Below are 15053 nucleotides of genomic sequence, written 5' to 3'. Positions count from 1 at the left end.
GTATTCATGCGGTCGACCGAGCGAACGGAGTTCTGGCGTGAAGCGGCCTATCGATCCCCGGCTGGGCGCCGGGCTGCTCCTCCTGGTCGCCCTGTGGCTGGCCGCCGCTGTGCCGGCCGTGCTCGGCGCGGCCGACCGGGTGCGGGAGCGCAACACCGCCGACCGGCTCGGGCGGGCGGTGGACACCGTGGTTGTGGCGCTGCAAGACGAGCGCCGGCTGTCGGTGGCTCGCCTCGCGGGCGGCGACGCTTCGGCGCTGGCCGCGGCCCGGGAGCGCACCGACCGGGCCGGCGACGATCTGCGGTCGCTCGACGGCAAGTGGGCCTATACGGAGTCGGCTAGCGAGCTGGTGGCGAGTCTGGACACGCTCGGCGTCGTCCGCTCCCAGGTGGACCACGGCCAGATGAAGGGCGCCGCGGTGCTCGCCGCCTATGGCTCCGCCATCCGGGACGGCCTCGGCCTGCCCTGGCTGCCAGCGGGACCGCTCGGCCGGGCGCGGGAGGCGCTGTCCGAGGAGGACGCGATGCTCCGCACCGCGCTCGCCACGACGGCCGGCGCCGGGGAGGCCGACCGGATCCGGGTCGGCGAGCTGGCCGGCGAGCGCCAAGCCGGGCTGTCCGGAGCTGGGGACGGCGGCGAAGCGCCGGCCGGGGCCGGGAACAGTGGCCAAGGCCCGGCCGGGATCGATGACCAGCGGCTGGCCGCGGTCGAGAGCCGGCTGATTCTCGGCAAGGGCGCCGCGGTCACCCCGGCGGAATGGGCGGCTGCGGCCGACCCGGTCAACGCCGCCCTGCGCGCCGCCGAGACGAGCGCCGCCCGCGCGGCGGTCGAGGACGCCACCCCGGCCGCGATCGGCGCGACCGTCTACGCCGGTCTCGTCGCGGGAGTCGGCCTCGTGGCCCTGCTCGGCGTCGTCGCCCTCGCCCGCCGGTTCCGGCCCGCGCCGGCGCCGGTCGACGCGGTGACGCAGGAGATAGCCGATCCCCGTGTCCAGGAGCTTCTGCTCGACCTGCACCGGCGCAGCCAGCGGCTGGTGCACCGCCTGCTGCGCCTGCTCGACGGCCTCGAGCGCCGCCAGTCCGACGAGGAGATGCTCGGCCAGCTCTACCGCGCCGACCACCTCGCCACCCGGGTGCGCCGCAACACCGAGAAGGCGATCACCCTGGCCGGCGGGGCCCCGGGCCGCCAGTGGCGGCGGCCCATGCCGCTGGGCGAGGTGGTGCGCGGCGCCGCCGCCGAGGTCGACGACTACGTACGCGTCTCCACCTCGCAGATCGAGCCGGCCGCGCTGGCCGGAGACGCGGTCCTCGAGATCACCCACCTGCTGGCCGAGCTGATCGACAACGCGGTCAGCTACTCGCCGGCCGAGACCCGGGTGCGCACCGGCGGCCGCTGGGCGGACGGTGGCTACACGGTGACCATCTCCGACGCCGGACCGGGCATGAGCGACCTCGACCTGGACCGCGCCCGCGAGGTGATGGACGACCCGCGCCCGCCCGGCGGCGGGGTCTGGCAGGGCTTCTACGTCGTGGGCCGGTTCGCCGCCCGGCACGCCGTCGACGTGCGGCTGATGCGCGGCCCGGCCGGCGGCCTGGTCGCCGAGGTGGCCCTGCCGGCCGGCCTGGTGACCCACCCGGGCCCCGACGAGCCCCGGCCGGGCGGCCCGCCCATCAACCGAGTGGACCGGATGCGCGCGCGACTGAGCGATGTGGACGCCACATCCGTAGATCTTTCCAACGTGGGCCATGGCGCAGCGAGCGAGGCGGAGGCGCAGTGAACGACTGGATCATCGGTGCGACGGGTGCGGGTCCCCTCCTCGACCAGTTGCACGGCCAGCTGCCCGGCACCGAGGGTGTGGTCCTGCTGTCCGCGGACGGGCTCGAGCTGGCGATTTCCTCCGGCACCCGGCCGGACAAGGCGACCCAGCTGTCGGCGGTCGCGGCCGGCCTGCACGCCATCGCCGACGCGGCCAACCGCAACAACGGCGGCCGCCGGGTCGACCAGTCGGTGGTCGAGATGGACTACCGCATGCTGGTGATCGTCCCGGTGACCGGGGAGCTGCTGCTCGCGGTGGTGTTCGACGCGGTCACCGACCTGTCGGGGACGCGCGAGCGGATCGCCACCTTCGCCAACCGGCTCGGGCTGCGGCTCTCCTCGGTCGACATGCGGCCCACCGAACCCGACCTGCTGCTGCCGATCTCATGATCAACGACGACATCTGGTACGACGACGAGGCCGGCCCCCTCGTCCGCCTGTACGCGATCACCGGGGGCCGTGCCGAGGCGCCGGCCGGCGATTTCACGCTCAGCACGATCGTGCAGCGGGTGCCCGGCTCGGAGCCCGGCCACGACCTGTCGCTCGCCGAGACGACCATCGTGGACCTCACCGAGCGCCCGGTGTCGGTCTCCGAGATCGCCGCCCGGCTCGGCCTGCCCCTCGGCCCGGTCCGGGTCATCCTCGGCGACCTGCGCGAGGCCGGCCTGGTCGCCGTTCCCCGCTCCCGCAACGCCGCCGAGCGCCCGTCCATGAGCCTGCTCGAGCAGGTGCTCAGCGGCTTGAACGCCCTGTGACGGCGGAGGTCCGTACGATGAACGACTCGCCCCCGCAACCCCGGCGCTCGCCGTCGGTGGTGCTGCTGGACGCTTTTCTCGGCCTGGTCACGGCCGTGCAGACGGGCAATCTGCCCGGGCGCCGCCGGGCCGGCCTGATCTGGCTGGCCGCCGGCGTGCTCGTCGTGGCCGGCGGCACCACGATCCTGGTCGGGGCGCTGATGCGCGCGCCGGGCGGCCTCACCGATCTGACCCCGCCGGGGAAGGCCGCGCCCGCGCCGCCGCCGCCGGTCACCAGCCTCGCCGCGCCCGCCACCGCGACCACTCCGACCCATCGAGTCTCGGCCGCCGCTTCGGAGTCGGCCTCCGCCACGCCAGTGACTTCCGGTCCAGTGGCAAAACCCTCGGCCGCCAACCCCGTGACCAGCGCGGGCAGCCACCTGACGGCCGCCTACGCCGCGGCCAATGGCAGCGGCCTGCTCGGCTACCAGGCCACGGTCACCCTGGCCGCCGAGGGCCCGAGCCCGTCGGCCGACTGGCGGCTGACCATCACCCTGCCCCGCACGACTCTGCAGGTCGCGGCCGTCGACGGTGCTACCGTCGAGCGCGACGGCGCGGTCTGGACCTTCACGCCCGACGACGCCACCCGGCAGATCGCCGCCGGCACGTCCGCCGTGATCTCCTTCGAGGTCCGCGGCGCCACGCTGGTCGACGCGCAGCCCACCGACTGCCGCGTCAACGACGAGGTCTGTTCCGGCCTTACTCGATAAGGGCAGCCGTGTCAGAGCCATGACAGGGCCGTGACAGGGCGCCCGCCGATCGTGGTCGCATGAGTTCAGCGATTGAGGTTTCCGGGCTGCGAAAGGCTTTCGGGGACAAGGTCGTGCTCGACGGCATCGACTTCGATGTCCAGGAGGGCACCATCTTCTCCCTGCTCGGCCCCAACGGGGCGGGCAAGACGACGACGGTCAACGTGTTGACCACCCTCATCGGCGCGGACGCCGGGACGGTGCGGGTCGCCGGCCACGACGTCGGCAAGGACGCCAAGGCGGTGCGCGCGACGATCGGCGTCACCGGCCAGTTCGCCGCGGTGGACGAGCTGCTCACCGGGCAGGAGAACCTTCAGATGATGGCGGACCTGCACCGGGTGGGCTCGCGCCGGCGGGTCGTCACCGAGCTGCTGGAACGGTTCGACCTGGCCGGCTCGGCGGGCAAGATGGCCGCCACGTACTCCGGCGGCATGCGCCGCAAGCTCGACCTGGCGATGACGCTGGTCGGCAACCCGAGGATCATCTTCCTCGACGAGCCGACGACCGGGCTGGACCCGCGCAGCCGCCGCACGATGTGGGAGATCATCCGCGAGCTGGTGGCCGGCGGCGTGACCATCCTCCTGACCACCCAGTACCTCGAGGAGGCCGACCAGCTCGCCGACCGGATCGCGGTGCTCGACCAGGGCCGGCTGGTCGCCCAGGGCACCTCCGCCGAGCTCAAGCGGCAGATCCCCGGCAGCCACGTGCTGCTCCGGTTCGCCGGCGCCGCCGAGCTCGACGCGGCCGCGCGGGTCCTCGCCGAGGCCACCCGCGACGACGAGGCGCTGACCCTCCAGGTCCCCAGCGACGGCGGGACCAAGTCGCTGCGGTCCCTGCTGGACCGGCTCGACGAGCACTCCCTCGACGCCGAGGAGCTGTCGGTGCACACGCCCGACCTCGACGACGTCTTCCTTGCCCTGACCGGACACAGCACGGAGGTATCGGCCGAATGAGCACCACCGCATCCCCGCTGGGCGACTCGGCGATCATGCTGCGCCGCAACTTCAAGCACACCCTCCGGAACCCGACCACGATGTTCAGCGCGGTCCTGTTCCCGGTCGTCATCATGCTCATGTTCGTGTATTTGCTGGGTGACGCGTTCAGTGTGGGCGTCGATTACGTCGACTACGCGACGCCGGGCATGATCGTGCTGGCCATCTGCTACGGGCTCGGCGCCACCGCGACGGCCGCGAACGACGACATGACCAAGGGCATCATCAACCGGTTCAAGGTCATGGACGTCTCCCGCGGCGCGGTGCTCTCCGGCCAGGTCATCGGCAGCCTGGTCAACAACCTCCTCGCGGTCGCGGCCATCGTCGGGACGGGGTACGCGCTGGGCTTCCGGCCCACCGCGAGCCTCGTCGACTGGCTCGGCGTTGTCGGCATGGTCCTGCTGGTCGGCTTCTCGATCGGCTGGCTCACGGTCGCGCTCGGCCTGTCCGCGAAGAGCGTGGAGACGGCCGGCCTGGCCACCGTCCCGCTGATCATGCTGCCGTTCCTGAGCACCGCGATCGTGCCGGCCGACAAGATGGGCCCGGGCGCCCGGCAGTTCGCCGAGTACCAGCCGTTCACGCCGATCATCGAGACGTTCCGCGGGCTGCTTTTCGGCTCGCTGCAGACGAGCGACCTGATCCAGGCGCTCGCCTGGTGCGCCGGGTTCCTGGTGGTCGGCTACCTGTGGGCGACCGCCACCTTCAAGAAGCGAGCGTGACCTCGGTCAGCTGACGCCAGTCGGCCTGCGCCCCCTGAGCGACCGCCTCGGCGAACCCCGTGTCGCCGAGGCGGTTTCGTGCCTCCCGCTCGATCCGTTCCCGATCCACGTGGGAACGGTCCTCGAGCCCGCGCACGGCGACGCTCGCCCCGAGCATCCGGGCCGCCTGCTCCGGGTCGTCGCGGCGCATCGCCAGGTCGGCGACCCCGATGAGAACCGCCGCGGTCAGGTGCGCGTGGCCCGCCTCGGCGGCCGCCCGATACGCCGCCAGGCGGTGCTTGTGCGCCTCGCCGAGATCGTCGGCGACGTAGCCGAGCAGGTCGTGCACAGCGGCGCTGATGTACGCCTCGTCCGCCTCGGCGCCCAGCATGGCGGTCGCCAGGCCGATCTGCCGGCGGGCCTCCGCCGGGTCGCCGGACCAGCGCGCCAGGTCGGCCTTGGAGAAGGCCAGCTCGGCCAGCGCGTCCGGCCAGTTGACGCGCACCGCGTACCGCTCCGCGTCGGCGATGGCGGCGGCGCTCGCGGCCCGGTCGCCGGCCAGCCAGTACAGCCGCGCCTGCCGGGCCCGCGTCCGGATGACGTCCTCGGTGGCGCCGACCTCGACGACGACCGCGAGCGCCTGCTCGTAGTACTCGCAGGCGGCACCGTACTCGCCGCGCGTGGCGATACGGTCGGCCAGCTCGGTCAGCGCGAACGAGATCCCGAACCGCTCGCCGAGGGCGCGGAACTCGGCGAGCGCCGCCTCGAGATAGGCGTCCGCGTCCCGGCCGCCGTGGCCGAGCTGGATGCGCATCTTGCCGAGTTGCAGCCGGGCGAGCGCGCGCACCCACGGATCCTCGTCGTCCAGCAGCGGCTCGAACGCGGTGAGGGCCTCGCCCGGGGCCCGCAGCATGCGTTCCAGCGGCGCGACCAGCCCCATTGCCGGGTGGTTCCGCCGGCCGCTCAGGCTCGCCCGGTACGCCTTGTGGATCCACTCCGCCACCTGCTGCTCGCCGCCGCGTCCGGAGTTCAGGAACATCGTGATCAGCCCGTACACGGTCGCCCGGATGTCGTCGGGCACCTCGCCCGGTATCTCGGTGGCGGCGAGGATCAGCTCGGCGCCCTCGGCCTTGTGGCCGCCGAGCCACCAGTACCAGCCGGCGCCCGCCGCGAGCCGCATGGCCGCGTGTGCCTCGCCGGCCGCGAGCGCGCCGCGCATGGCCGCGACGATGTTGTCGTGCTCGCGTTCCAGGGTGGCGAGCCACTCCAACTGCTCGGCCCGGCGCAGATGCGGCTCGGCGGTCTCGGCCAGCTCGGTGAAATAGGCAAGGTGGGCCCGGGTGACCGGGTCGCTCTCCCATGCCTCGCCGAGGCGGTGCCCGGCGTACTCCTTGACGGTGCCGAGCAGCCGGTAGCGCGGAGTGCCGGTGTCCAGGGCGACGACCAGCGACTTCTCGGCCAGCGAGGTGAGCAGCTCGAGCACGTCGTCGGGCTCGACCCCGGCGCCGGAGCACACCTGCTCGGCCGCCTCCAGGCTCGCGCCGCCCGCGAACACGGCCAGCCGGCGCAGGACCTTGCGTTCGGGGTCGCTGAGCAGCTCCCAGCTCCAGTCGACCACCGCCCGCAGCGTCCGGTGCCGGGGCAGCGCCGTCCGGCTGCCGCCGGTCAGCAGGCGGAACCGGTCGTCGAGCCGGTGCGCGAGCTGGTCGAGCGACATCGTGCGCAACCGGGCCGCGGCCAGCTCGATCGCCAGCGGCATCCCGTCCAGCGCCCGGCAGACGCGCGCCATCGTCGCCAGCGTGTGCACGTCGACCGTCAGGTCCTTGCGCACCGCGCTCGCCCGGTCACGCAGCAGCCGGACGGCCGGCGAGGACTTGATCTCGCCCGGGTCGGCGTCGTCGGCCGGCAGCTCCAGCGGCTCGACCTGCCACACCGCCTCGCCGGTGATGCCCAGCGGCTCCCGGCTGGTCGCCAGGATCCGCAGCCGCCGGCACTCGCCGAGCACCCGGTGGGCGAAGACCGCGGCGTGATCGATCACATGCTCGCAGTTGTCGAGGACCAGCAGCGCGTCCCGGTCGCGCACGGCGGCGACGAACCGCTCGGTCAGGTCGGCGCTCGGGGCCGGGCCGAGCAGCGCGTCCCGCAGCCCGAGCCCGGCCAGCGCCGCCTGCGCCACGTCGCTCTCGGTGCCGATCGGGGCGAGCTCCACCAGCCAGGCGCCGTCCGGCAGCTCGTCGAGCATGGTGCGCGCGGTTTCGGTGGCCAGCCGGGTCTTGCCCGAGCCGCCCGGCCCGATCAGCGTGGTGAGCCGGTGCTCGGCGACGAGCGCGCGGACCGCGGCCAGGTCGGAGTCCTTGCCGACGAAACTCGTCAGCTCGGCGCGCAGGTTGCTCCGGCGCCCGGGCCGGCCACCCTCGCCGCGCAGCAGGGCGACGTGCAGGGCGGACAGCTCCGGCGAGGGATCGGCGCCCAACTCCTCGGCCAGCGCTTCCCGGGTGCGCTGAAACAACTGCAGGGCCTCACTGCCACGGCCGGCTGCCACGAGCGCACGCATCAAAGACGCAACAAGCTTTTCCCGTACGGGATGAGCACCCACCAGATCGGTCAGCTCGCCGATGTCGCCGGGGCCCGCCTCGGCCTCGAACCGATCCTCCAGCGCGCTCAGCCGCAGCCCTTCGAGGCGGGCCACCGCCGCGTCGAAGGCCAGGCTGTCCTGCAGGCCGACGTCCTGCATGGCGGCGCCCCGCCAGAGCGCCAGCGCGTCGCGGGGACGGCCCGCCGCGACGAGCCGCTCGAACCGCACGGCGTCGACGGCCTCGGGCTGCACGGTCAGCCGGTAACCGTCGGTCAGGCCCTCGACCGAGCCCTCCGGCAGCGCCTTGCGCAGCCGCGAGACCAGCCGGTGCAGGGCGTTCGTCGCGTCGGCGGGCGGGTGCTCGCCCCAGATCCAGTCGACCAGCGCCGCCTTGGGAACCACCCGGCCGGGCTCGAGGGCGAGGGCGATCAGCAGCGCGCGCAGCCGGGCCCCCGGAACGTCGGCGAGGGCGCCGGCGTCCGTCCGCACCTCGAACGATCCAAGCACCCCGATCCGCACGCAGCGATTTTGCCACGTGGCCGGATTCACTCCCGTACCTCACACCGGATTCACAACCTGGATCACTACCCTGCCCGGGTGTCCTCTTGGTTCCGCCCGCGCGATCACAACATCTTCACCAACGCGACCTCGCTGCTGATCTGCGGGTTGCTGGCCGGGGTGGTGGTCGCGGCCGCGGCCTTCCCGGCCCTGGCGATGTCCGGGCTCACGGTCGAGGCCGGTGGCAAGGCCTTCGCCGCGCTGCCCAGCCAGCTCAAGGCCTTCAGCTCACCGCAGATCACCCGGATCTACGCATCCGACAACAAGACGCAGATCGCGGTCATGTACGACGAGTTCCGCAGCGACGTGCCGCTGAAGGAGATCTCGGTCAACATGCAGAACGCGATCATCGCGGCCGAGGACCGGGGCTTCTACAAGCACGGCGGCGTCGACCTCAAGGGCACGGTCCGCGCGTTCGTCAACGACTCGAGCGGCGGCGACAAGCAGGGCGCCTCCACCCTCGCCATGCAGTACGTGCGGATGGCGCTGGCCTACTCGGCGACCAACCCGCAGGACGTCGTGGCCGCGACGGAGGACACCCCGAAGCGCAAGGTCACCGAGATGAAGTACGCGATCCAGCTCGAGAAGGAGCTGTCCAAGCAGCAGGTCCTCGAGCGCTATCTGAACATCGCCCCGTTCGGCAACGGCGCGTACGGCATCTACGCGGCCAGCCAGATCTACTTCCAGAAGCTCCCCAAGGACCTCGACGTCGCGGAGGCGGCGCTGCTGGCCGGCATGGTCAAGGCCCCGACGACCAACAACCCGGCCACCCCCGCCGGGTACCCGAGGGCGGTCGACCGGCGCCACTACGTCCTCGACGGCATGGTCTCCACCGGCGCGATCACGGCGGCCCAGGAGCAGGCCGCGCTGAAGGAGACGGTCCCGCACAAGGTCAAGAAGGCCGGCAACGGCTGCGTCTCGGTCAACAAGAACCAGTGGGGCTTCTTCTGCGACTACTTCACCCGCTGGTGGAACGAGCAGCAGGCGTTCGGCGCCTCGACGTTCGACCGGGAGCAGCGCCTCAACGACGGCGGGTACCGGATCGTCACGACCATGGACCTCAAGGCGACCGCGGCGGCCTACAAGCGGATCAACCAGCAGATCAAGAACGGCAACAAGGACGCCCTGATGCTGGCCGCCGTCCAGCCCGGCACGGGTCAGGTGCTGGCGCTGGCCGCGAACCGCACGTTCAAGCTGGACGACTCGAAGAACCACATCTCGTCCAACCCGGCCAAGGCGGCCAAGAAGCTCAAGGGCACGTACCCGAACACCACCAACCCGATCATCAGCGGGGGCGGCGACGTCAACGGGTACCAGGCCGGCTCGACGTTCAAGATGTTCACGATGGTGGCCGCGCTCAAGGCCGGCATCCCGCTGACCAAGACCTTGAACGCCGGGGTCGTGGCCAAGACGCATTACATCGTGGAAGCGGGCAGCCGGGCGGCCTGCCCCGGCACCCACTTCTACTGCCCCGGCAACGCGGGTGAGAGCGAGGCCGGCGTCTACAACATGTGGTCGGCGTTCGGTCACTCGGTGAACACGTACTTCGTGCCACTCGAGGAAGAGGTCGGCGCGCAGAACGTGGTCCAGACGGCGAAGGACTTCGGCATCCAGTTCCGCGCCTCCAACGACGCGGACCTGGCCGCGCCGGGCAACGCCGAGCAGTGGGGCGCGTTCACGCTGGGCGTCTCGGCGTCCACGCCGCTCGACCTCGCCAACGCGTACGCGACGCTGGCGGCCGACGGCAAGTACTGCACGCCGACCCCGGTCAAGGAGATCGTCGACCGGGACAACGAGAAGATCGACGTCGGCAGCCCCAACTGCAAGCGGGTCGTCTCGGCCGACGTGGCCCGCTCCGCCCTCGACGCGGCCCGCTGCCCGGTCGGCGACTCGGCCCAGCTCGGCAGCTGCGGCGGCTCGGGGACGGCCCCGCAGACCCGCGGCATCGTCGGCCACCCGGTGTTCGGCAAGACCGGCACCACCGACAGCTCCAAGACGGCCGCGCTGATCGTCGGCACCACCTCGATCGTGGTGGCCGGCTACCTCGCCGACCCCGACTGGCCGCAGACCAGCCAGCACATGGACCACGGCACGGTGAACCCCGCGGTGTGGAACACGGTGGCCGACTACATGAAGGGCAAGCCGAGCGTCCAGTTCCCGAAGCCCGGCGACACCAAGGTGGCGCTCGGCGACCTGGTCTCGGTCCCGGCGGTGAGCTGCACGAACGTCGCCGACGCGACGATCGAGCTGAAGGGCGCCGGCTTCCTGCCGACGACCGGCGGCCAGGTCGCGTCGACATGCCCGGCCGGCACGGTGGCCGACACCAGGCCGAGCGGCCAGGCGGCGAAGGGCAGCCAGATCGTCATGGAGATCAGCAAGGGCGCCGGCGGCGCGACCCCGCCCGCGAACGGGAGCGGCCCGGGCAAGAAGGGCGGCGGAAAGAAACGCGGCGGCTGAGCTCAGGCGAGCGGGCCCGGCCTGGCCGGGCCTGGGCTCGGGCGCGCCGGCCTGGGCCCTGGGCGAGCGGGCCTGGCGCGAGGTTGGCGAGGCGTCCCGACGGGGTCAGGCGAGGCGGCCTGAGCTGAGGCGGATGACGGTGTCGGCGACGTCGATGACCCGCTGGTCGTGGGTGGCGACGACGGCGAGGCTGCCGGCTTCGACCGCCGCGCGCAGGGCGTCGAGGACCAGCTGGACGTGTTCGTCGTCCTGGTGAGCGGTCGGCTCGTCGAGGACGGCCACGGCGGGGTGAGGACCAGTGCGCGGGCCAGGGCCGTGCGCTGCTGCTCGCCCAGCGAGGTGTCGCGGGCCGGGCGGGCGGCGATGGCGGCGAGCCCGAGCCGGTCGAGCAGCTCCGCGCCGGTGGAGGTGCCGCGAACTCCGGCCGGAAGCAGGACGTTCTCGGCCACGGACAGCTCCGGCTCCAGCGCCAGGCGCTGCGGTAGCAGCGAGACGGTGGCCCAGTCGGGCCGGTCGTGGGCGGGGCGGCCGTTGACCAGAACGGAACCCGAGGACGGCCGCATGACGCCGGCGATGAGGTGGCAGAGCGTGGACTTCCCGGAGCCGGAGCGGCCGGCCAGGACCGTAAGCGTCGCCGGGGACAGCGAGAGCGAGATGTCGCGGAGGACGCCCTTCGCGTGGCTGACTTCGCGGACTTCCACCAAGGCCTCGGTCATTCCGCCCGCCTCAACTCAACGTGATCGTCCACAACGGTCACCACCACGCGGCGGCCGGGGAAGAGCGGCAGCGCCTCCGGCGGGAGCTGCAGGCGGCCCTGGCCGTCGATGGTGACGGTGTGGTCGCGGCCGGCGTCCTGCGAGCCGGACAGGACGCCGTGGCGGAAGCGCAGCACGGTGTCGGCCGCGGCGATCGCCCGCGCGTCGTGCGTGGCCAGGACGACCGCGCTGCCCTGCTCGGCCCGCGCGCGCAGAAGCCGCAGCACCAGCGCCGCCGAGTCGTCGTCGAGCTCGGCCGTCGGCTCGTCGGCCACCAGCAGCGCCGGCGGGCCGACCGAGGCCGCGGCCACCGCGAGGCGCTGCTGCTCGCCGCCCGACATCACCTCGGGCCGCTTGCGGGCCAGCGCGCTCAGCGCGACCTCGTCGAGCGCGGCGAGCGGGTCGCATTCCACGCCACGCAGCCGGGCCATCTGCTCGATCTGGCCGAGGGCGTCCAACTGCGGGAACAGGCTGTGCGTGGGCCGCTGCGCGACCCAGCCGATCTCCCGGGCGCGCAGGCGCCGCAACTGGCGGCGGGACAGGCCGGAGACCAGCCGTCCCCGGTGCCGCAGCTCGCCGCCGGCCGGCCGCTCCCGCAGCGCGAGCAGCGCCAGCAGCGTCGACTTCCCGCTGCCGGAGGGCCCGGTGACGGCGCTGATCCGCCCACCGCGCACGGTGACGTCGACGCCGCGCAGCGCCTGAGTCGGCCCGGTCGGCGCGGCATAGAGCTGGAGCAGGTCGTGCCCCTCCAGCACGGGCGAGCTGTCAGTCGTCACGGTAGGCGCCGTCGTCGGCCGGCGGGCGGAGCGCTGTCAGTCACACTGGGCGGCCTCATCCGTCGGCCGGGGGCGCTGTCAGTCGTCACGGTAGGCGGCCTCCTCTACGGCCGGGCGGGTGGCGGTCAGGGCCACGGCCAGCGCTGTGGCCAGGACGGCGGCGCCGGCGGTGACCGCCAGGCCGAGGGGGGAGAAATGGAAGGCGTAGCGGGGGAGCAGGACGGGCTGGTCGTCCAGCAGCCGGGCGCCGAGCGGGTACAGCGCGGCCACGCCGGCCACCGCGGCGGCGAGGGCCACCGCGGCCAGCAGCACGAACTCCAGCGCCCTCGCCTGCACGACCCGGGGGCGGCCCAGGCCCACCCGGGCGAGCATGAGGTCGGCCGGGCGGCGCTGCACGGCGGTGCGCTGGGCGTAGATGCCCAGGGTCAGCACCGCGAGCAGCGCGAGGTAGCCGGCGATCGCGACCTGGTAGCCGCGGGCGCGGGCCGTCCCGACGTAGGTCGCACCGGAACGCAACGCGGCGGCGGTGTCGACGCGCTCGGGGCGCACGCCCTTCGCCGCGGTCACCGCCTGGATGCCGGTCGCGCCGCCGGAGCTCCACAGCGATGCCTGCGCGACCTGGGCGCCGGCGGGCATCGCGGTCAGCGGCGCGAGGCGGGGGTCGTCGACGCCGAGGTTGCCGAGCAGCGGGTCGGCGGCGGCGACGTACATCGGGCGGCCGTGCATGCCGGGGAACGCGGCCACCCGGGCGGCGACGGTGAAGTCCTGGAAGTCGAAGCCGACCTTCAGCGGGAACGAGTCCACCTTCGCCGAGGCGGGGTCGGCGACGGCGATGACGCGTACGGAACGATCGGCGGCCATCGGCTCGGAAGCCAGTTCGGCGACGGCCGCGCGTGCCGCCGCCAGGTCGGCGCCGCGGCCCCACAGGGCGACCTCGCGGAAGCGGGCCGGATCGATGATCAGCAGGTCCTTCTGCTCGGCGTCGACCGGGCTCAGCACGTCGGTGTGCCACACGACCGTGTTGCCCGGCGGCAGCGGGGGCACGCGCACGCCGGGGACCGGGCCGGTGAGTCGCGGGGCGAACGGATCCCGTTGCGGTGGCGGCGATGGGGCGCCCTCGTCGAGGACGTACGAGCCTTCGAGCGGCGCCACGGCCTCGGCGCCGGCCGCCACCGCGACCCGATCCACGGCCGAGTCCGCCGTCGAGTCCACCGCGGACAGTGCGAACAACAGCATGCCCAGTCCCGCCGTGACCACCACGACGGCGAGACGGCGCTCGGCGCCACCCGAGCCGAGGCGCCGGCGAGCGATCCACAGAATTGCCCGCCGCGGCGAGATTGGAAGCGAGGTGCGCCTGCGGGCCGCGAGCCGGCTCGGCAGCCACCCGGCGACTACGCCGACGGCGGCGAGGACCAGCAGTGGAACCAGGAGGTCGATGCCACCGGCCGGACCGCCGGCGCCGGCCAGGCCAGCGGCGGATACCAGCGCGGCGACCACTACCAGCGCCGGCCAGGGGACGTGGCGTCTTGCGGTTGTGGGGGCCATCGGCCGTACGCGTCGGGATGTCGCGGCCGTGGCCACCCCGGCGACCGCGAGCAGTCCGGCCAGCGTGACCAGACCGGCCGTCAAGGCCGCCTGGGACTTTGACTCCTCGATGGCGCCGGGCGGGCCCAAGCGGGCCACGAGCTGCCACGCGGCCAACCAGCCCAACGCCGCGCCCAGGACGGCCGGAAGCAGGCTCTCGAGCAGCCAGAGGCTGCCTACCCGGGCCGGCGCGAGGCCGACGCTGACCGCGTGGCGCAGCTCGCGCTCGCGGCGTCGCGCGGACAGCAGCGCCACGGCCAGGACCGAGGCCAGGCCGACGCCGATCGCGGCCCACTCCACCGGGCGGGTGCGATGCCGGACGGTCTCGGTGGTCTCGCGCGCGATGGCGACGATCCGCCCGATGCCGCTGGCGAAACGGAACGCCAGCGGGCTGTCGGCGCCCTCGGGCGGCTGGCGGGTCGCGTAGGCGCGGCGCAGATCCTCCACGGCGCCGGCCGTGCGGCTTGCCTCGGCCAGCGTCGTGCCCGGCTCCAGCGCGGCCTCCACCGACCAGAAGATCTGGTCGTCCAGCGCCTTCGCCAGCGGCTCGACCGTCGCCGGGGTGCCGACCAGGAGGTAGGCCGGAAGGGTCTCGTATTCCGTGTCGCCGGGAGTGTCGCCGCGCCGCAGGGCCCACGTGGGACCGGCGGGCAGGCGGCCCTCGCCGTCGACCGCGTAGATGCCGGCGACCGTGCTCGTGGTCTGGTGCCGCTCGCCCTGCGTGCCCACGACGACCGTGAGGTTGATGCGGTCGCCGGTGTGCGCGCCGAGCGTGTCGGCCATCGGCCGCGGCAACCAAAGACCCTCCTCGCCTTCGGCTGCAGCAGTTTTGGTGAGCTCGGCGGAGGGCTTGGTGACGGCGAACAGGCGGGCTCGCTCCGTGGCGGCGCCCAGACTGACGGTCAGCTCCCAGAAGCGGGGCTCGACCATCTCGGCGCCGATCGAGCCGCCGGTCAGGTCGGGCTCGGTGAGGTGCGGGATCGCCCGCATGTCGTCGACTACGGCCTGCTGGTCGGCGCTTTTCGAACCTACGGCGGCCGAGAGGCGCACCACGGCCGCGTCGCTCTGGCGGGCGGTCGGGGGGATCTCGTCGCGGCGCAGCTGGAAGGTGGCGTTGTCGGAGGCCTCGGCGAACATGGGCGCGGCGGCGCCGGCGGCGGCCAGCACGAGGAACGCGGAGAGCGTCAGCAGCGACCAGGCCCGCTGCCGGAAGCCGCCGAGGACCGCGGCCGCGGTGAGCCGGTCACCCACGTCGGCGGCCTCCTTCGTTCGGAGCTCTGAAGCTACAACAGGTCCGCTG

Annotated in this window: 11 protein-coding genes; 7 read left to right on the top strand and 4 right to left on the bottom strand. The window is 73.5% G+C overall.

Annotated features, from left to right (window positions below):
• Window positions 1-37: 37 nt before the first annotated feature.
• Genes ACQPZX_RS32305 through ACQPZX_RS32280 form a run of 6 tightly spaced genes read left to right on the top strand, consistent with a single transcriptional unit; the run spans window position 38 to window position 5069 of the window.
• Entirely contained in the window at window positions 38-1777 is a 1740-nt protein-coding gene (locus tag ACQPZX_RS32305) for a sensor histidine kinase (RefSeq protein ID WP_433363527.1), read from the top strand.
• Window positions 1774-2205 carry a roadblock/LC7 domain-containing protein gene (locus ACQPZX_RS32300; RefSeq protein ID WP_433363524.1) on the top strand — a complete coding sequence of 144 codons (432 nt, stop codon included), beginning with the start codon at window positions 1774-1776 and terminating at the stop codon, window positions 2203-2205. Before ACQPZX_RS32305 ends, ACQPZX_RS32300 begins: the two co-directional genes overlap by 4 nt.
• On the top strand, window positions 2202-2570 hold the full coding sequence (locus tag ACQPZX_RS32295) for a DUF742 domain-containing protein (protein ID WP_433363522.1): 369 nt from the start codon (window positions 2202-2204) through the stop codon (window positions 2568-2570). The genes ACQPZX_RS32300 and ACQPZX_RS32295 overlap by 4 nt, the downstream gene beginning before the upstream one ends.
• A gap of 17 nt (window positions 2571-2587) precedes the next feature.
• The gene (locus tag ACQPZX_RS32290; RefSeq protein WP_433363519.1) at window positions 2588-3319 is read left to right on the top strand and encodes a cellulose binding domain-containing protein; all 732 of its coding nucleotides are present in this window, start codon (window positions 2588-2590) and stop codon (window positions 3317-3319) included.
• A gap of 59 nt (window positions 3320-3378) precedes the next feature.
• The gene (locus ACQPZX_RS32285) at window positions 3379-4311 is read left to right on the top strand and encodes an ATP-binding cassette domain-containing protein (RefSeq protein WP_433363516.1); all 933 of its coding nucleotides are present in this window, start codon (window positions 3379-3381) and stop codon (window positions 4309-4311) included.
• A complete protein-coding gene (locus ACQPZX_RS32280; protein ID WP_433363513.1) occupies window positions 4308-5069 on the top strand; it encodes an ABC transporter permease in 762 nt (253 codons plus the stop codon). The genes ACQPZX_RS32285 and ACQPZX_RS32280 overlap by 4 nt, the downstream gene beginning before the upstream one ends.
• Here the strand turns inward: ACQPZX_RS32280 and ACQPZX_RS32275 are convergent.
• Window positions 5053-8142, bottom strand: a complete 3090-nt coding sequence (locus ACQPZX_RS32275; protein WP_433363510.1) for a BTAD domain-containing putative transcriptional regulator — start codon at window positions 8140-8142, stop codon at window positions 5053-5055. The genes ACQPZX_RS32280 and ACQPZX_RS32275 overlap by 17 nt on opposite strands.
• A 78-nt stretch (window positions 8143-8220) precedes the next feature.
• Here ACQPZX_RS32275 and ACQPZX_RS32270 point away from each other — a divergent pair, with 78 nt between their 5' ends.
• Window positions 8221-10638 carry a transglycosylase domain-containing protein gene (locus ACQPZX_RS32270; RefSeq protein ID WP_433363507.1) on the top strand — a complete coding sequence of 806 codons (2418 nt, stop codon included), beginning with the start codon at window positions 8221-8223 and terminating at the stop codon, window positions 10636-10638.
• Between the two features lie 2 nt (window positions 10639-10640).
• Here the strand turns inward: ACQPZX_RS32270 and ACQPZX_RS32265 are convergent, their stop codons facing one another.
• The 3 genes from ACQPZX_RS32265 to ACQPZX_RS32255 form a co-directional block, all read right to left on the bottom strand.
• The gene (locus tag ACQPZX_RS32265; protein WP_433363504.1) at window positions 10641-11354 is read right to left on the bottom strand and encodes an ATP-binding cassette domain-containing protein; all 714 of its coding nucleotides are present in this window, start codon (window positions 11352-11354) and stop codon (window positions 10641-10643) included.
• Entirely contained in the window at window positions 11351-12169 is an 819-nt protein-coding gene (locus ACQPZX_RS32260; RefSeq protein ID WP_433363502.1) for an ATP-binding cassette domain-containing protein, read from the bottom strand. The genes ACQPZX_RS32265 and ACQPZX_RS32260 overlap by 4 nt, the downstream gene beginning before the upstream one ends.
• Before the next feature lie 78 nt (window positions 12170-12247).
• Window positions 12248-15004 (bottom strand): hypothetical protein, encoded by a 2757-nt coding sequence (locus tag ACQPZX_RS32255; RefSeq protein WP_433363500.1) that lies wholly within the window; start codon window positions 15002-15004, stop codon window positions 12248-12250.
• Window positions 15005-15053 lie beyond the last annotated feature (49 nt).

Source organism: Actinoplanes sp. CA-142083 (assembly GCF_050942195.1).
Classification (GTDB): domain Bacteria; phylum Actinomycetota; class Actinomycetes; order Mycobacteriales; family Micromonosporaceae; genus Actinoplanes.
This window is presented reverse-complemented; position numbering and strand designations above follow the sequence as displayed.